Origin of the sequence: Pseudooceanicola pacificus, assembly GCF_009789075.1 — a bacterium.
GTDB classification, from domain to species: domain Bacteria; phylum Pseudomonadota; class Alphaproteobacteria; order Rhodobacterales; family Rhodobacteraceae; genus Pseudooceanicola; species Pseudooceanicola pacificus.
The window spans coordinates 466,392-483,372 of the sequence record NZ_WNXQ01000002.1 but is presented as its reverse complement, the minus strand read 5'-3'; the positions used below and the strand labels follow the sequence as shown (position 1 = coordinate 483,372).

Sequence of the window (16,981 nt, the reverse complement as noted above, 5' to 3'; positions counted from 1 at the left end):
TAGGGGTCCTGACGCCTCCTTAGCCCATGCCCGGTTGGGTGGGAAGTCTGTATGCATTTGTATACAGAAAACGTGTCAGCGACCTATTGCCGCTTGACCCTTTCGAGTTTTCGCATCTGCAGCAACAGCGGAAAGGCCAGGCCCAGCAGGATCAGCGTGGCAAGGAACAGCGGCAGGGGCGTGCCGCTGAAGGTCTGTGCGACCAGCGCGGCCACGATGCCGGCAAAGACGGTCGAGATGGCGCCGATCACGCTGGCCGCCAGCCCGGCGATATGGCCAAGCGGCTCCATCGCCAGGGCGTTGAGGTTCCCGATGGTCAGGCCCATCTGGTAGAAGATCGCGGTCTGCCAGACGAGGTAGACGTAGAATTCGCCCTCGCCCGCCACGCCGGTCAGGTGGACCAGCAGCATCACCACGCTAAGGGCAAGGTCCACCCCGACGGCCAATGTGATGATCGCCCGCATCCCGTATTTCATCACGAAGCGCGCGTTCACCATCGAGGAGGTGGCGCAGAACATGCCGATGACGAAGAACAGCGTCGTGAACAGCCCGATCCGGTTGTAGGACTGTTCGAAAATCGGCTGGATCAGGCTGATCGTGGTGAAGAGCGCGGTGAAGATCAGCGACTGCACCATGATCGACAGGCGCACCATGCGGATGCCTGCCATCTCGCGCCCGGCCTCGATCAGCCGGGCCAGGTTCAGCGGGCGGCGGCGGTCGCGCGGCAGGGGCTCCGGCAGGCGCAGGGTCAGCCAGAACGTCGAGACGAGCGAGAACAGGACAAAGGCCAGGAAGATCCCGCGCCATCCGGTCAGCGCGACGATGCCGCTGCCCAGCAGGGGGGCGAGGGCGGGGACGACGGTGAAGATCACCATGACGAAGCTGAGCAGCCGCGCCATCTCGCGCCCGGAATAAAGATCGCGGATGATGGCGAGCGAGACGATGCGCGGACCGGCGGCGCCCAGGCCCTGCAGCAGGCGCGCGGCGAACATCAGCTCGATCGACGGCGCGGCCCAGGCCAGCGCCGCGCCGCAGATATAGACGACGGAGCCGAACAGGATGATGCTCTTGCGGCCGAAGGCATCTGACAGCGGCCCGACAAAAAGCGTGCCGATCCCCATGCCGATGATGAAGGCCGACAGAATCAGCTGGGCCGAATTGGGATTGTCGGGCACCAGTTCGGCCCCGATGTCGGGCAGGGCGGGCAGCATCGAGTCGATGGAGAAAGCCACCGTGGCGACCATCATCGCCAGCATGGCGACCAGTTCGATCCGGCTGAGCCCGCCACGCGGGGCGGGCTGCGCGCTGTCGCTCATTCCTCGTCGGCCGGTTGCGACATGATCTCGTCGATGACCTTGAGCCAGAGCTCGGGCGGCTGCGCGCCCGGCACGGCATGGCGCTGGCCGACGACAAAGGTGGGCACGGCATTCACGCCCATCTTGCGGGAATGGGCGTCGCGCTCGCGGATCATCTCGGCATCGGCGTCCGAGCTCAGCAGCTTGCGCACGACCGAGGCATCCATACCCGCGCCGTCGGCCACATCCGCCAGGACGTCATGCTGGCCGATGTCGCGCCCCTCGCGGAAATTCGCGGCAAAAAGGCCGTCGACCACCGGTCCCTGCTTGGCCTCGATCCCGGCCCAATAGATCAGCCGGTGCGCATCCAGCGTGTTGGGGGTGCGGGTGATGGCCCCGAAATCGGCCTCGATCCCCAGGCTTTCGGCGTGGGCGGCGATATTGCTGTAGACCTCGTCGGCCTTGTCCTTGCCGAACTTGGCCTCCAGATAGGCCCGCCGGTCCGCGCCCTCGCGCGGCATGTCCGGGTTCAGCTGGAACGGATGCCATTCCACCACGAAGGGATGATCGGGCCGTTCGGCCAGCGCGCGGTCCAGCTGGGTCTTGCCGATGTAGCACCACGGGCAGATCGGGTCCGACAGGATATCAAGTTTGACCATGTGTGTCCTTCTGGCGGGCATGCCACAGGGGAGCCAGCGCCTTGCGTTGCAGCTTGCCGTTCGGATTGCGCGGCAGCTCGGCCACGTGAACGAAGTCACGGGGCTGTTTGTAGCGCGCCAGCCGCTCGGCAGCGATCCCCGAAAGGATCGCCGGATCAAGGGGTTGCGGGCCGGTGTAAAAGCCGATGATCAACCGGGCATCGGCCTTGACCTCGACATCGGTCACGCCGATCTCGGTCACGCCGGGAATGCCTGACAGGGCGCCTTCCACCTCGATGGGCGAAACCCGGTAGCCGCCGGCATTCATCATGTCGTCGGCCCGGCCCTGATAGGTGATCTGGCCGTCCTCGGTCATCGTGCCCAGATCGCCGGTCAGGAACCAGTCGCCCTGCATCCGGGCCTGTGTCTCGGCCTCGGCGTTCAGATAGCCCAGCATCAGCCCGGGATCGCGGCGCGAGATGGCGATCACCCCGGTTTCGCCCAGGGGCACGGGGCCGTCTTCGCCCAGCAGGGCGACGCGGCGCCCGACCTGCGGGGCGCCAAGCGCGCCGGGGGCCGATTGCCGCGCCGGGCAGCCCGAGATGAAGGTCGAACATTCGGACATGCCGAACGCCTCGTAAAGCTCTGTTCCGGCGGCGTTTTTCCACTCCGCCCGGATCGCGTCCGAGACCTTTTCCCCCGCTGTCAGCCCATGACGCAGACGCGGCAGGTCCAGCTTCGCGTTCTGGCTGAGGATCTTGCGGTAAACCCCTGGCGCGGCGGCAAAAATCGTGGCCTCGTGCCGTTTCATCAGCAGCGGCAGCGCCTCGGGTCCCACGCCTTGCGCCGGGATCAGGGCCGTCGCGCCGACGGACCACGGATCCATCAGGCCGGTGCCCAGCGTGTAGGTCCAGTTGAACGCACCGGCATGCATCAGGCGGTCCTCGGCTGTCAGCCCGTACCAGCCCTCGTGCATCATCCGGCGGGCCCAGATCGCCCGATGGGCATGGGCCACGGCGCGGGCATTGCCCGAGGTGCCCGAGGTATAGACGATATAGGCCATGCGCTCCGGGTCGCCCATGTCGAAGGGCACGCCGGGCAGGCTGCGGTATTCGGCCAAACTGGCCTGGCTCACCGTGGCGACGCCGGGCAGGTCCGGGCAGGCGATGCCCTCGCCCCGCAGCACGCCCGCCGGTTTCAGGTCGGCGGCCATCTTGGCCACCTCGCGCTCGGTCAGCTGCGAGGAGGTCGGCACCGGCACCATCCCGGCGGCGATCGCGCCCAGGTAGGCAATCGGGAAATCCACCGTATTGCCCAACCGCATCAGCAGGATGTCACCGGGGACAAAGCCCGCCATGTGCAGCCCGCCGGCGGTGCCCATCACGGCGGCCTTCAGGCGGCCATAGCTCCACCGTTCCGCGCCCGACAGCCCGACCACGGCCAGCGCGACCTTGTCGGGCGCATCCTCGGCGCGGGCCAGCACATGGGCGGCCAGATTGAAAGGGGCGGGGCAGGCTGGCGGAGGGCCCTGGTCGAATACGGACAGCATGGCAAAGTGCTATGCCGCGCCCGCCGGACATGCAAGTCCCCGCACCCTGCCGGGGATGCGGGGCCCGTGTGCGGTGCCGTAGGGTCAGCCCCGGTCCACCGGCGGTTCGGCCAGGCCGTCGTCGCCAAAGGCGCGGTCGTCGTCATAGACATCCTCGCCCGGGGCCACCAGCCGCGCGCTTTCGCCGATATTGGCGTTGTCGCGGCTTTCGTCCATGTGGATATCGGCAGGTTCCGCGCCCTCGCGCCATTCGGAGATCTCCTCCTGCAGGGTGGCGGCGTCGCGTCCGGTGCGCTGCACCAGATAGCCCGCCAGGGCGTCGCGCGTGCCGTCCAGTTGCAGCAGATCGTCCTCCTGCGCCTCGGGCCAGCGTTCCATGACGGCGCCGGTGAAGGCGGTCCAGTCCTGTTTGATCCGGGTCCAGTCCATGTCGTGTCCTTTCCTTGCTCAGGGGGACAACGCACGGGGGCCGGTCGGGTTCACTCCTCCAGCAGGCGGGGCAGCAGCGGGGCGGCGAGACCGACGGCGATCAGCTGCATCGCGATGAACATCGGCGCATGTCCCGGCCAGATCCCCGCAAAAGTGTCCGAAAAGCTGCGCGCCACGGTCACCGCGGGATTGGCAAAGCTGGTCGAGGAGGTGAACCAGTAGGCCCCGGTGATATAGATCGCGACCAGCACCGGCACCTGGTCCGCCCGCGCCTTTAGCCCGCCGAAGATGACGAAGAGCAGGCCCAGGGTGGCGATGATCTCGCTCGACCATTGGCCGATACCCGAGCGGTGCATGGTCTGCGAGACCTGCAGGATCGGCAGGTCGAACATCAGATGGGTCAGCCAGACCCCGATCAGCCCGCCCGCGACCTGCGCCGCGACATAGGCCAGCGCCATACCGGTCGTGATCTGGCCGCGCAGACGGAAGGCCAGCGTGACGGCGGGGTTGAAATGCGCACCCGAAATCGGCCCCTGCACGGTGATGATGACGAAGAGCATGCATCCCGTGGCAATCGCATTGGCCAGCAGCGCCACGGCGGTATTCCCCGCCGCCAGCGCCTCGCCCATGATGCCGGAACCGACGACGCCGATCAGCAGCAGCGCCGTGCCGATGCCCTCGGCCCAGATCTGCCGGTTCATTTCTTTCCGATCCGGTCCAGCACCGCCTTCAGCTCGCCCGGGTCCAGCGTCTCGACCGGGTGTTTCAGCAGTGCCTCGGCGCGGGTGCGCAGCTTGTCGTAAGCGGCGCGAAAGCCGCTGTCCCAGGCGTCCTCGGGCAGGGCGGCGGGATCCTCGACACCCCAATGGGCCCGCACCGGCGCGCCGGGCCAGATCGGGCAGGTCTCGCCCGCGGCCGAGGCGCAGACGGTGATCACCACGTCCATCTCGGGCGCGTCGGGCCCGGCGAATTCGTCCCAGCTTTTCGACCGGGCGTGCGAAGTGTCGTGATCCAGCTCTTCCAGCAGCTTCAGCGATTGCGGATGCACGGCCCCGGCCGGGTTCGATCCGGCGGAATAGGCGGTGACCCGGCCCTGGCCCAGGTCGTTCAGGATGGATTCAAGCAGGATGGACCGGGCGGAGTTGCCGGTGCAGAGGACAAGTATGTTCATGATGCGCGCGCATAGAGAGGATTTGTAACAGGATCGCGACAGCCCGGGGGCCGGACATCCATCCTATCACGGCGCGGCGGGGCACAGGCGGGAAATCCGCATCATTTCTCGTACCACCAGACCTCGGGCAGGTAATAGACGCTGTCGCCGTAGACCGGCGGATGATCGGGGTGCTTCATCTCAGCGATATGGGCGATCCGTCCCACGCCGAAGCCGTAGGTCGGGATCACGTAGCGCCCCGCCGTCAGCAGCCGGTCCAGCGCCTTGACCGCGGCGGTGAAATCCTCGCGCCCGCGCGCGGCCAGCATGGCGTCGATCATCGCGTCGATGGCTTCGGACTTCACGCCCATCAGGTTGCGCGAGCCGGGTGTATCGGCAAGCTCGGACCCCCAGTAGAGCCGCTGTTCGTTCCCCGGGCTGAGAGAGAAGCTGCGGCGGATCTGGGTGATGTCGAAATCGAATTCGGTCTGGCGCAGGTTGTATTGCGCATCGTCCACCGTGGTCAGCCGGGCCCTGATGCCGAGCCGTTCCAGCGCCTTGAGATAAAGGTCGATCACCGCCTGATCCTCGGTCGCGCCCTGGCGCAACAGGATTTCGAAACTCAGGGGCCGGCCGTCCGGGGCAGTCATCACGCCGTTCTGCACCGTATACCCGGCCTCGGCCAGCAGGGCGGTCGCCTTGCGGATATTGGCCCGGTTACGGGCCGAGCCATCGCCCTCGGGCAGGCTGTAGCCCTCCAGCGCGCCATCGGGGATCTGGCCCTGCCAGTCCGACAGCAAGTCGCGCACGCGCCCTTCGGCGGGGCCGTGGTCCATCCCCAGTTCGGAATTCGAGAAATACGAGGTGATGCGCGGCTGCCGCCCGCCGGTCATCGCGTCGTTGATATATTCGAAGTTGAAGGCATGGATCAGCGCGTCGCGCACGCGGATATCGTCAAACGGCGCGCGGCGGGTGTTCATCACATAGCCGGTGATGCCCGAGGGTTTGGCATCCGCCACCTCGGTCTTGACGATGCGGCCCTCGCGCACGGCGGGAAAGTCGTAATCCCGCGCCCATTTCTCGGCGTTGAACTCGCGCAGGTAGGACAGGGCCTCGCCCTTGAACGCCTCGAAGAGCACGGCACCGTCGCCGTAGAACTCGATCCGGATCTCGTCGAAATTGTTCGTGCCCCGGCGCACCGGCAGGTCCTTGCCCCAATAGTCGGGGTTCCGCTTCAGCGTGACGTAGCGCCCGGGGGTGAAATCGGCCACCACATAGGGCGCGCTGCCGATCGGCACGTCCTCCAGCGTCGCGTTGGCAAAGCTCTTGCCCTCCCACTGGGCCTTCTTGAGGATCGGCCGCAGCCCAGCCAGCAGCGCCAGTTCGCGGTCGTCATCGGTGAATGTCAGGCGGACCGAGCGGGGGCCGGTCTGTTCGATGCTCTCGACCCGGGTCCAGAAGCCGCGGTAGCGCGCATGGCCCTCGGTTCCCAGCGTCTCGTAGGACCAGATCACATCTGCGACAGTGACCGGGCTGCCGTCGGAAAACCGGGCTTCGGGGCGCAGGGTGAACTCCACCCAGGAGCGGTCCTCGGGCACCTCAACCGATTCGGCCAGCAGCCCGTAGAGGGTAAAGGGTTCGTCCTGCGTGCGGACCATCAACGATTCGTGTGTCAGATAGCCCAGCTGCCAGGGCGGGGTGCCCTTCTGGATGAAGGGGTTGAGGCTGTCGAACCCGCCGGTATTGCCGGTGACCACCCGCCCGCCCTTGGGCGCATCCGGGTTCACGTAAGGCAGGGACACAAAATCAGGTGGAAGCGCAGGATCGTCATACATAGCTATGCCATGCGACGACTCGGCCCCTGCGCTGAAGGTCATTCCCAGTGTGGCCAGCAGGGCCGCAAGGCACCTGCGGAGCCCGAAAAAATCCGGTCCCATTACAGCAACAATTCCGATCTGCCCTTGTTTTCTTGCACCGGACCCTACCGCCGGATTCACGCATTATCAAACTTTTAGCTTTGACCCGCGCTCCAGAAGGCTTATAAAGGGGGCACTGCTCGATAGGTTTCTTGCCTGTATGAAACCTGCCTCAATAACTGAACGCCGGCCTTGTGCCGGCGTTTTTTTTGTGGCGCCGCGCCCGTGGCCGGGCCGTTGCGGATCCGGCTGCGCCCGATCGCATTCTGCCGTGCGGCATGGCCCTCGCAATTCGCAGGCGCAGCATTACTATCGGTGCAGACGCGAGACAAAGGAGACCGCCCATGTCGCATACCTCGTCCCTCAGTGGAAAGACCGCCATCGTCACCGGATCGAATTCGGGCATCGGCCTGGGCGTGACCCGGGCCCTGGCCGGGCAGGGGGCGGATGTCGTCCTCAACTCCTTCACCGACACCAAGGCGGATCATGCCCTGGCCGAGGAACTCTCCAAGGCCTTCGGGACCAAGGTGACCTATATCCAGGCCGACATGTCCAAGGGCGAGGACTGCCGCGCCCTGATCGAAAAGGCCGGCGCCTGCGATATCCTGGTGAACAACGCCGGGATCCAGCACGTGGCTCCGATCGACGAATTCCCGGTGGACAAGTGGAACGCGATCATCGCGATCAACATGTCCTCGGCCTTTCACACCACCGCCGTCGCCCTCCCGATGATGCGCAAGGCCGGGTGGGGCCGGGTGATCAACATCGCCTCGGCCCACGGGCTGCGTGCCTCGCCTTTCAAATCGGCCTATGTGACGGCCAAGCACGGCATCGTCGGCATGACCAAGACGGTGGCGCTGGAAACCGCGCGGGAACCGATCACCGCCAATGCGATCTGCCCCGGCTATGTGCTGACCCCGCTGGTCGAGGCGCAGATCCCCGACACCGCCAAGGAATACAAGATGTCCGAGGACGAGGTGATCGAGAAGGTGATCCTGGCCAAACAGCCCTCCAAGCAGTTCGCCACGGTCGAACAGATCGGCGGCCTCGCCACGTTCCTCTGCTCCGACGCGGCCGAACAGATCACCGGCCAGGCCCTTGCCGTCGACGGCGGCTGGACCGCCGCCTGACGCGCACCGGGTCCCGCCCGGCTCCACCGCCCGGTCCTTCCTCTGGCCCGAAATATCCTCGGGGGGGCCGGGCCGCAGGCCCGGCGGGGGGCAGACAGCCCCCCTGCAACACCCCGGCCCCCGCGCCACGGCAGAATTCTGCGCCGCTCGCCTCATCGACAGGGGCGCAGGCGCACCATGTCCACCCATCGGAAAGGAACCCGGATGCCCCGCATCAACCTCGCACTCCAGGGCGGCGGCGCGCATGGCGCCTTCACCTGGGGCGTGCTCGACCGCCTGATCGACGAGGAGGATGTCGAGGTCGCCGCGATCTCGGGCACATCCGCCGGCGCGCTGAACGGCGCGGCCTTCAAGGCCGGCATGGCCGCGGGCGGGCGCGAGGGGGCGCGCGCCGCGCTCGACACGCTCTGGTCCCGTATGGGCGCCCTGGCCGACATGCGTCTGCCCGCCTGGATGGCCGGCAGCCTGTCGCTGACCGGGCAGGTGGCCAAGGCGATCGAATATTCATGGCCCTATTCGATGGCCGATGCGATCTCGCGCATGACCTCGCCCTATGCCTACGGCCCGTTCTATGCCAACCCGCTGGAACCTGTCGTGGCGGGGTTCGATTACGAAAAGGTCTGCGGCGAGGGCGGGCCCGAGCTCTTCATCTGCGCAACCAATGTGCGGGATGGCAAGATCCGGGTGTTTTCCGGGGCCGAGATCACCACCGATGCGATCCTCGCCTCGGCCTGCCTGCCGAACCTGTTCCAGGCGGTCGAGATCGAGGACCCGCGCACCGGGCGGCTGGAGGCCTTCTGGGACGGCGGCTATTCCGGCAATCCCGCGCTCTTCCCGCTGTTCACGCGTCATCTGCCGGACGATGTGGTGGTGGTGAACATCAACCCGCTGGAGCGCAACGAGCTGCCGCGCACGCCGCAGGAAATCCAGAACCGGATCAACGAGATCAGCTTCAACTCCTCTCTCCTGCGCGAGCTGCGCGCCATCGAGTTCGTGCAGCGCCTGATCGCGGGCGGCAATGTGCCCGAGGGCGCAATGAAGAAGGTGCTGGTGCACATGATCTTTGCCGACGACCTGATGCGCGAGTTGAGCCAGGCGACGAAGATCGTGCCCAATCCCTATCTGCTCAACCGGCTCAAGAGCGCCGGGCGCGCGGCGGCGGATGTCTTCCTGGCCGGTCACAAGGACCGGATCGGGCAGGAGAGCACGGTGGATCTGCGGCAGATGTTCGGCTGAGGCTCGGCCCGGGTCTGCCCTGCGCCCGCGCGCGGGGGCGGCGACATCGGACAGCGGCGGGCGGTCATGGCGGGCTGCGGGAGAGCTGCGTTGTTGCGCCGCCTCCGGCGGGAGTATTTTTGACGAGATGAAGGGCGGGGCGGATCGCCTACCGGCCGCCGTGGGGTGGTTTCGACGGGTCCTTGGAGTTCGGATAGACCAGCCCGGCCGAGATCACCAGCTTGGCCGCGTCCTCGACCGTCATGTCCAGCTCGATCACGTCCTCGCGCGGGAAGAAGAGCAGGAAGCCCGAGGTCGGGTTGGGCGTGGTGGGGACAAAGATGCTCATCAGCTGCGAGCCGGTTTCGGCGCGGGCGGCCAGTTCGCCCTTGGCCTCGGTCGAGATGAAGCCGACGGCCCAGATGCCCTTGCGCGGGTATTGCACCAGGCAGGCCTTTTCGAAGGAGCGGTCGGACTGGGCAAAGACCGTCTCGGCGATCTGTTTCACGCCGTTGTAGATCGAGCGGACCACCGGCAGCTGGTCGACCATGCTTTCGGCAAAGCGCAGCAGCGAACGCCCGATCAGCCCCTTGGCGACCCAGCCCACCAGGATGGTGAAAAGCAGGAAGATGATGACGCCGACACCGCGCAGGTTGATGCCGATGTATTTTTCCGGCTGGAAGGTATAGGGCACCAGCGGTAGCACGAAGCCGTCGACCCAGCCGACCACCGACCAGATCAGCCAGATGGTCAGGCCGATCGGTGCGATCACCACGATCCCGGTCAGGAAACTGGACCGCAGGCGGGCAAAGAGCCCGGGGCGGCGGGGCGGTTCGATTAGCGGATCGCTCATTCAGGGGTTCCCGGCGGGCTGGTTGGGCGAAATCTATGCACTCCCGCGCGGGGCGGCAATGGGCGGCGCGCGCGGCGCGCGTTCACGCCGCGCCGCCCCGTCGAATCGCGGCGATTTCGCCTGCTATCCCGGCAGCGAGCCGGGCGTTGTTCAGCACCAGCGCGATATTGGTGGCCAGCGAGCGGCCCTCGGTGAGGGTGAATATCCGGTCGAGCAGGAAGGGCGTCACCGCCTTGCCGCTGATGCCCTCGCGCGCGGCCTCGGCCAGGGCGGCCTCGACGATGGGGGCGATGACCGCGCGGGGGATCTCGTCGGCCTCGGGCACCGGGTTGGTCACCAGCTGGCCGCCGGGCAGGCCGAGCCTGCCGCGCAGCACATGGGCGGCGGCGATGGCGGCGGCGCTGTCCATGCGCAGCGGCGCGGTGAGGCCGGAGTCGCGCGACCAGAAGGCCGGCAGGGCGTCCTGGCCATAGGCGATGACCGGCACGCCCCGGGTTTCCAGCACCTCCAGCGTCTTGGGCAGGTCGAGGATCGCCTTGGCCCCGGCACAGACCACCGTCACCGCGGTTTCGGCCAGTTCCGACAGGTCGGCGGAGATGTCGAAGCTGTCTTCGGCGCCGCGGTGCACGCCGCCGATGCCGCCGGTGGCGAAGGTCTCGATCCCCGCGAGCCGGGCGGCGATCATCGTGGCCGCGACTGTGGTCGCCCCGGTGCCGCCGGTGGCGAGACAGGCCGCGAAATCGGCGCGCGAAAGCTTGGCCACGTCGCGGGCGCGCGCCAGCGCGTCGAGCCGGTCGTCGGACAGGCCGATCTGCAGCCGCCCGTCGAGTACCGCGATGGTGGCGGGCAGGGCACCGGCGGCGCGGACCTCGGCCTCGACCGCGCGAGCGGTTTCGAGGTTCTGCGGCCAGGGCATGCCGTGGGTGATGATGGTGCTTTCCAGGGCCACGACCGGCTGGCGGGCCGCGAGGGCGGCGGCAAGTTCGGGGGTGGTGTCGATGGGCAGGCTCACAGGGCGTTGTCTCCGGAGACATAGGCGGCGGCGGTGGCGAGCGCGCGTTCCATCGCGCCCTGGGGGTCGGGGCCCGCCGCCTCGGCGGCGAGGTGGGCGGCCATGAAGGTGTCGCCCGCCCCGGTGACCCGGGTGACCATCACCGCGGGGGGCAGCAGCGAGACCGTGCCATGCCGGCCCGCATCGCTGGCCGCGCGGCCCCCGTCGGTCACCACGGCGCGGGCCGCGCCGCGCGCGACCAGGGCCCGGGCGGCGGCGGCGCTGTCGGGAAACTCGGCCTGGCAGAGCAGGCCCGCCTCTTCGAGATTGACGTAGAGCGTGGCGGTGGCATGGCCGAGGAAGGGGCGCAGCCGTTCCGCCTTGCCGGGCGAGGCCGGGGCGACGGCCAGCCGCGCGGCGGCAAAGGCGGGGGAGGCCGCGATGTCGCGCAGCAGGGGCAGCGTCAGGTTGCCGTCGAGCGCGATCAGCCCGTCATGGGGCGCGCGGGCCGAGCCGAGCGTGCCGTCGGTCAGCGGGCGCAGGATCTTGTCGCCCGCGGCCTCCAGCGAATGGGCATCGGCGATGGCGGCGATCAGGCCGTTGGCGCCCTCGACAGCCATGTAGCGGTCGGTCGGCAGATCGTCGGAGCGGTAGACATGGGACATGTCCATGCCCAGCCGGGTGCAGGCGGCCAGCAGCTCCTCGCCCTCGGGGTCGCGCCCGATGGCGGTCAGCAGCACCGGCTGCAGGCCCGACCGGGCCGCGGCCAAGGCGATGTTCATTGCGACGCCGCCGGGCAGGCGGGTGATGCGCCCGGGCACGTCCGATCCCTGCCGCATGTGGCTGGCGGAGCGGCCGATGATGTCCCACAGGACGGCGCCGATGCAGAGGATGCGGGGGGCAGGGGTCATGGATGCTTCCTGCACCGGGGCGGGGGCGGAGGCAAGAGGGATGGCAGGCGGCGGAGGGGGGCTGTCTGCCCCCCACCGGCCTGCGGCCGGCCCCCCCGAGGATATTTCCGGCCAGAGGAAGTACCGGACCTGCGCGGGCTGCGGGCGGTGTGCGACTATGGCGGGGCGAAGCGCGGGCGGGCGCGGGGCCGGGCTTAGTCCGGGACCTGGAAGGTGAGATTGGCCCAGAGGCTTTCCCACATCACCCCGTCGCGCGCGGCGATCCAGGCGGGCGGCTCGCGCAGGACGACGTGATCCAGCATGTAGTCATGCCCCGGGGTGACGGGGATCGTGGCATAGCCCTTGTCGTCGGTGCGCAGGCGCGTGATCTCGACCGTGCCATCCGGCGCGCGGTCGAAGACCTCGACCTGGCCGTCCGCGACCGGGCTGCGGTTGTAAAGCAGCAGGACCGGCAGGCCTTCGGACATGTCGTCGGTATAGGGGTTGGCCTGGGCGATGAATTCCAGCGGCATGCCGGTGTCGTCATCCGCGCCGGCACCCGCGCCCACGGCGATCAGCGACTTGCAGTAGCGGCGGTAGACCTCCCTGACGTCCTCGTGCGGCAGGCCACGGGCGTCGTGGCGCTCCACGAACCAGGGGAAATCCTTGTGCTCAACAAAGACCATGACCGTTTCCCAGTCGTCATAGGTCAGGATCGTCGGGGTCGAGGTGTAGATCAGCGTCAGCAGCCCCTCGTCCTGCGGGGGCAGGGCGATGGCGGGGATGTCCCCGGCGCGCCCGAGGATCGGCGCCACGTCAGAGCCGCGCGCCATGTCCATCCGGTCGATGCGCTTGTCGAACCAGCTGAGGTTGACGCCCTTGAATTCCTGACCATTCTTCAGATCGGCCTCGACCGGCTCTTCGGGAGAAACCTGAAATTCTCGGGGCTCGATCCAAAACTCATGGGCAAGCGCGCCCGTATATGTCAGGCAGAGGCCAACGGTCAGCGGAACGGAGAGTGCGATGCGGCGCAGCAATGGTGCAAATGATGTCATGACGGCGAGAGTGGCCGCGGGCGATACAAAGTCAAGCGGTGGCGCGCTCACTTCACTGTTTGCCATGCTGCTTCTGGCCCTGACGGTGCTGCTGGCGGGGCTTGTCGCGCCGGGCGGCGCGGCCCGTGCGCATGAGGTGCAGCCCGCGATTGCCGATCTGTCGACCGAGGGCAACACCGTGCATCTGGACCTGCGCGTGAATGCCGAGGCGATGCTGGCGGGCATCGACCTGGACGGGGTGGAAGACACGAACCAAAGCGCGGCCTCGAATGAATACGACGCCCTGCGCCTGCTGTCGCCCGACGAGATCGAGGCCCGGCTGATGGCGGTCTGGGACCGGCTGGGCCAGGGCATCGACCTGCGCGCCGACGGCAACACGGTGGCCCTGGGCCTGGACGAGATCGAGGCGAGCGAGATCGGCGACACTTCGGTCGGGCGGCCCACCCGCGTGCTGCTGTCGGGCACGCTGCCGGCCGGGACGGAATCGCTGACGCTGACCTGGGGCAAGGGGCTGGGCACGCTCATCCTGCGCCACGTGGGGGTCGAGGACGGCTATACCGGTTACCTCAACGGCGGTGACATCAGCCCCGCGATCCAGCTGGACGGCCATGCCGGGCAGACCGGGCTGAGCGCCTTCCTCGAATATATCCCGGTGGGGTTCGAACATATCCTGCCGCTGGGGCTGGATCACATCCTCTTCGTGCTGGGCCTGTTCTTCCTGTCGCCGCATATCCGTCCGCTGCTGTGGCAGGTCTCGGCCTTCACCCTGGCGCATACGGTGACGCTGGCGCTTGGCGCGCTCGGGCTGGTCAACGTGCCTGCCTCGATCATCGAGCCGCTGATCGCGGCCTCGATCACCTTCATCGCGGTCGAGAACCTGTTTTCGACCAAGCTGCACCGATGGCGCCCGCTTGTGGTCTTCTGCTTCGGTCTGCTGCACGGTCTGGGCTTTGCCTCGGTGCTGGAACAGTTCGGGCTGCCGCAGGACCAGTTCATCCCGGCGCTGCTCGGCTTCAACCTGGGCGTGGAATTCGGCCAGCTGACGGTCATCGCGCTGGCCTTCCTGGCCGTGGGCGCCTGGTTCCGCCGCGAAACCTGGTACCGGACGGCCATCGCCATGCCGGCCTCGGCCATCATCGGGGTCATCGGGGCCTACTGGTTCGTGGAGCGGACGTTCCTCTGACCCTTTGACCGGCCTCTGACCGGTCTTTGGCCGGGTGGCGGGGCCGGGGTCAGCCCCCGCCGCCGTCCGGCCGGACACAAGCCTTGGGCCGGGTGCCGGGGCCGGGCTGCCGGGTGGCGGTGACGGGCAGGGCGGTCGTCTGGGGCGGGTTGCCTGCCGCGTGATGGCGCGCGCGGTCCCCGGCATCCGCGACCCGGATCGCCATGTGTCACGCCAGCAGCCGATGACCCCGCATTGCAGGGCCCTTGATCGGGCCGCAGCCCCCCGTCGCCGGCGGCATGCCAGCAACCGGGCGCAACGGATCGCGCGGGCCTCGATCAGCCCAGTCGGGCGATCTCCGGCGTTTTCAGCTCGGCGCGCCGCTCATCCTCGCGCGCCATCCAGGCGACGAGTTCGTCGAGGAAATACCGCAGCCGCATGGTGACCGACAGGGCCGAGGGGTAGATGAAATAGACGCTCTTGGACGGCCCGCTCCATTCCGGCAGCACCCGCACCAGCCGCCCCGCCGACAGTTCGGGATTGGCCAGGATCGTGGGGATTCGCGCGATGCCCGCGCCGTCGATCGCCGCAGCCAGGGCGGCCAGCGCAGAGGAAAAGGACAAGGCAGGTTCGATCCTGACCGTTTCTTCCACATCGCCCTGATGGAACACCCATTGGCGGACCCAGTGCTGCGGCACGTCGATCAGCGGCATATGCACGATATCCGAAGGGTGGCGCAGATTGTCGAGTCCCGGCAGATCCGGCGCGGCCACCGTTGACATGGTGCCGGTGAAAAGCTTGCGCGACATCAGCGTGCTGTCCTGCAACGGCCCGAAGGCGATGACCGCGTCCAGGTCGGATTGCATCAGGTCGCCCGTGTTGCTGGTGATCACCGTTTCCAGGGTGATGGCCGGGTATTTCCTGCGGAAACTCGCCGCCAGCTCGCCCATGGTGATCTGTTCGAAAAGGTCGGGCATGCCGATGCGCAGATGCCCGCGCGGGGCCTGGCCCGCATCGGTGAGCACGCGGCGCAGGTCGCTTGCCTCGGCCAGCAGGCGCGAGGCGCGGCGGGCCAGCACCTCGCCCTCGGCGGTGATCCGCATCGAACGGGTCGTGCGCTCGATCAGCCGCACGCCCAGGTTGGCCTCCAGATCCGCGACCTTCTTGGCCACGGTCGAGCGCGGGGCGTTCAGCTCTCTCGCAGCTGCAGCGAAGGATCCCGCGCGCACCACCGAGTGAAAGGCCCTGAGCGCGCTCAGGTCGATCTCATTGTCCATGATCTTGTCACCAATTGCCATGAACCCATCAATTGCACAGAAGCATGGCGAATTGATATAGGGTACTCAAGAGTTTCTTCTGCACCTGCATTCCCCTGAGGTATCCCATGTCCCAGATTCAAGCGCCGCCCGCGCCTGCCCGTGCCGTTCCGCTGGCAGTCACATTTGTGATCCTCGGGATTTCTTCGCTGACCGTGATGGCCAATGCCACCATCGCGCCGTCGCTGCCGGGGCTTCAGGCGCATTTCGCCGACACGCCGGGGATCGAGACACTGGCGGGCCTGGTCCTGACCCTGCCGTCGCTCTTCGTGGTGCTGACGGCGGGGCTGATCGGGGTGCTGGCGGACCGGCTGAACCGGCGTCCGCTGATCGTCGCCTCGATGGTGCTCTATGCGCTTGGCGGGCTGACCGGGCTGCTGGCGGACACGATGACAGGCATGCTGGCGGGCCGCGTGGTGCTGGGCCTGGGCGTGGCGGGGACCATGACGCTGGCCACGGCCTATGCCGGGACACTCTGGCACGGGGCGGCGCGCGAGCGGTTCATCGGCCTGCAGGTCGCCGCGATGAACATGGGCGGCATCGTCTTCATGATCACCGGCGGCGTGCTGGCGGGGATGAGCTGGCGCGCGCCCTTCGGCATCTACATGGTCGCCCTGCCGCTGGCGCTGGCGGCCTGGTTCGTCCTGTCCCGCGTGCCCGGACGGGCGAGCGACGGCGCCCCGGATCCCGCGCAGGGCAGCGCCGGGGAACCGCAGAGCTTTCCCTGGCTGATCTATGCCTGGGTGGGCGGCATGGCCTTTCTGCTGATGTCGACCTTCTACACGCTCCCGGTCAAGCTGCCCTTCGTGCTGCGCGAACTGGGGGTCGAGAACCCGGCCTATGTGGGCATGATCCTGGCCGGGGTGACGCTGGCGTCGATCCCCGGGGCGCTCGGCTACGGCTTCATCCGCCGCTTTGCCGATCCGCGGGCGATCATGTCGGTGGGCTTCATCACCCTGGGCCTGGGCATCATCATCGTCGCCACGGCGCAGAGCCTGCCGATGGTGGTGCTGGGCGTGCTGGTCACCGGCGCCTCGCTGGGGCCGAACTTCCCCAACTTCATGGCCTTCTTCATGGCCAAGGTGCCGCCCGCGCTGCGCGGCCGCGCCTCGGGCCTGATGACGATGGCGATCTTTGGCGGGCAGTTCGTCTCGCCCCTGGTGGCGGCCCCCCTGATCGCGGCCTACGGGCTGCACGGCGGGATCCTGCTTGTGGGCTGCCTGCCGGTGGCCGCGGGCCTGGCGGTGGGGGTGCTGACGCTGGGCCACCGCGTGTTGCGCCCCGCCGGGGTCTGAGCCTGTCGAAAGGGTGAACGCGCCGCTCTGGTCCAACCGGGGCGGCGCGGTCGTTTCGGGGTTTCAACTCCCCGGCATCCATGCAATAGGGAACCGC

The 16,981-nt window shown here is 67.9% G+C and carries 16 protein-coding genes; 4 read left to right on the top strand and 12 right to left on the bottom strand.

The annotated features are described in order from the left end of the window. Window positions 1–83: 83 nt before the first annotated feature. The 7 genes from GLS40_RS05305 to GLS40_RS05275 all read right to left on the bottom strand — a co-directional run bounded on the left by GLS40_RS05305 (window position 84) and on the right by GLS40_RS05275 (window position 6,998). The gene (locus tag GLS40_RS05305; protein ID WP_202075912.1) at window positions 84–1,316 is read right to left on the bottom strand and encodes a multidrug effflux MFS transporter; all 1,233 of its coding nucleotides are present in this window, start codon (window positions 1,314–1,316) and stop codon (window positions 84–86) included. Continuing rightward, window positions 1,313–1,954 (bottom strand): DsbA family oxidoreductase, encoded by a 642-nt coding sequence (locus tag GLS40_RS05300; RefSeq protein ID WP_160381689.1) that lies wholly within the window; start codon window positions 1,952–1,954, stop codon window positions 1,313–1,315. The genes GLS40_RS05305 and GLS40_RS05300 overlap by 4 nt, the downstream gene beginning before the upstream one ends. Then, complete coding sequence (locus GLS40_RS05295; protein ID WP_160381688.1) at window positions 1,941–3,482, bottom strand: class I adenylate-forming enzyme family protein; 1,542 nt, start codon at window positions 3,480–3,482, stop codon at window positions 1,941–1,943. The genes GLS40_RS05300 and GLS40_RS05295 overlap by 14 nt, the downstream gene beginning before the upstream one ends. Before the next feature lie 84 nt (window positions 3,483–3,566). Further along, window positions 3,567–3,911 carry a CsbD family protein gene (locus GLS40_RS05290; RefSeq protein ID WP_160381687.1) on the bottom strand — a complete coding sequence of 115 codons (345 nt, stop codon included), beginning with the start codon at window positions 3,909–3,911 and terminating at the stop codon, window positions 3,567–3,569. Window positions 3,912–3,961: 50 nt separating this feature from the next. After that, window positions 3,962–4,612, bottom strand: a complete 651-nt coding sequence (locus GLS40_RS05285; RefSeq protein ID WP_160381686.1) for an aquaporin — start codon at window positions 4,610–4,612, stop codon at window positions 3,962–3,964. Further along, window positions 4,609–5,082 (bottom strand): arsenate reductase ArsC, encoded by a 474-nt coding sequence (locus GLS40_RS05280; RefSeq protein ID WP_160381685.1) that lies wholly within the window; start codon window positions 5,080–5,082, stop codon window positions 4,609–4,611. The genes GLS40_RS05285 and GLS40_RS05280 overlap by 4 nt, the downstream gene beginning before the upstream one ends. A gap of 101 nt (window positions 5,083–5,183) precedes the next feature. Next, the gene (locus tag GLS40_RS05275; protein WP_202075911.1) at window positions 5,184–6,998 is read right to left on the bottom strand and encodes an extracellular solute-binding protein; all 1,815 of its coding nucleotides are present in this window, start codon (window positions 6,996–6,998) and stop codon (window positions 5,184–5,186) included. 323 nt (window positions 6,999–7,321) lie between these two features. Between GLS40_RS05275 and GLS40_RS05270 the strand changes: the two genes are divergently transcribed. Both GLS40_RS05270 and GLS40_RS05265 read left to right on the top strand, forming a co-directional pair. Continuing rightward, window positions 7,322–8,107, top strand: coding sequence for a 3-hydroxybutyrate dehydrogenase (locus GLS40_RS05270; protein ID WP_160381683.1), 786 nt, complete (start codon window positions 7,322–7,324; stop codon window positions 8,105–8,107). Between the two features lie 204 nt (window positions 8,108–8,311). After that, on the top strand, window positions 8,312–9,343 hold the full coding sequence (locus tag GLS40_RS05265) for a patatin-like phospholipase family protein (RefSeq protein ID WP_160381682.1): 1,032 nt from the start codon (window positions 8,312–8,314) through the stop codon (window positions 9,341–9,343). 148 nt (window positions 9,344–9,491) lie between these two features. Here GLS40_RS05265 and GLS40_RS05260 read toward each other — a convergent pair whose 3' ends face one another. From GLS40_RS05260 to GLS40_RS05245, 4 genes are all read right to left on the bottom strand, one after another. Then, a complete protein-coding gene (locus GLS40_RS05260) occupies window positions 9,492–10,175 on the bottom strand; it encodes a DUF502 domain-containing protein (protein ID WP_160381681.1) in 684 nt (227 codons plus the stop codon). An 82-nt stretch (window positions 10,176–10,257) separates the two neighbouring features. Further along, the gene (locus GLS40_RS05255; RefSeq protein ID WP_160381680.1) at window positions 10,258–11,187 is read right to left on the bottom strand and encodes a pseudouridine-5'-phosphate glycosidase; all 930 of its coding nucleotides are present in this window, start codon (window positions 11,185–11,187) and stop codon (window positions 10,258–10,260) included. Continuing rightward, window positions 11,184–12,077 (bottom strand): PfkB family carbohydrate kinase, encoded by an 894-nt coding sequence (locus GLS40_RS05250; RefSeq protein ID WP_202075908.1) that lies wholly within the window; start codon window positions 12,075–12,077, stop codon window positions 11,184–11,186. The genes GLS40_RS05255 and GLS40_RS05250 overlap by 4 nt, the downstream gene beginning before the upstream one ends. Before the next feature lie 194 nt (window positions 12,078–12,271). After that, window positions 12,272–13,111 carry a DUF4198 domain-containing protein gene (locus GLS40_RS05245; RefSeq protein ID WP_160381678.1) on the bottom strand — a complete coding sequence of 280 codons (840 nt, stop codon included), beginning with the start codon at window positions 13,109–13,111 and terminating at the stop codon, window positions 12,272–12,274. Here GLS40_RS05245 and GLS40_RS05240 point away from each other — a divergent pair. Beyond that, a complete protein-coding gene (locus tag GLS40_RS05240; RefSeq protein WP_235905776.1) occupies window positions 13,110–14,294 on the top strand; it encodes a HupE/UreJ family protein in 1,185 nt (394 codons plus the stop codon). The genes GLS40_RS05245 and GLS40_RS05240 overlap by 2 nt on opposite strands. Before the next feature lie 317 nt (window positions 14,295–14,611). Here GLS40_RS05240 and GLS40_RS05235 read toward each other — a convergent pair whose 3' ends face one another. Beyond that, on the bottom strand, window positions 14,612–15,550 hold the full coding sequence (locus tag GLS40_RS05235; protein ID WP_160381677.1) for a LysR family transcriptional regulator: 939 nt from the start codon (window positions 15,548–15,550) through the stop codon (window positions 14,612–14,614). A gap of 107 nt (window positions 15,551–15,657) precedes the next feature. Between GLS40_RS05235 and GLS40_RS05230 the strand changes: the two genes are divergently transcribed. Then, window positions 15,658–16,884, top strand: coding sequence for an MFS transporter (locus GLS40_RS05230; RefSeq protein WP_160381676.1), 1,227 nt, complete (start codon window positions 15,658–15,660; stop codon window positions 16,882–16,884). Window positions 16,885–16,981 lie beyond the last annotated feature (97 nt).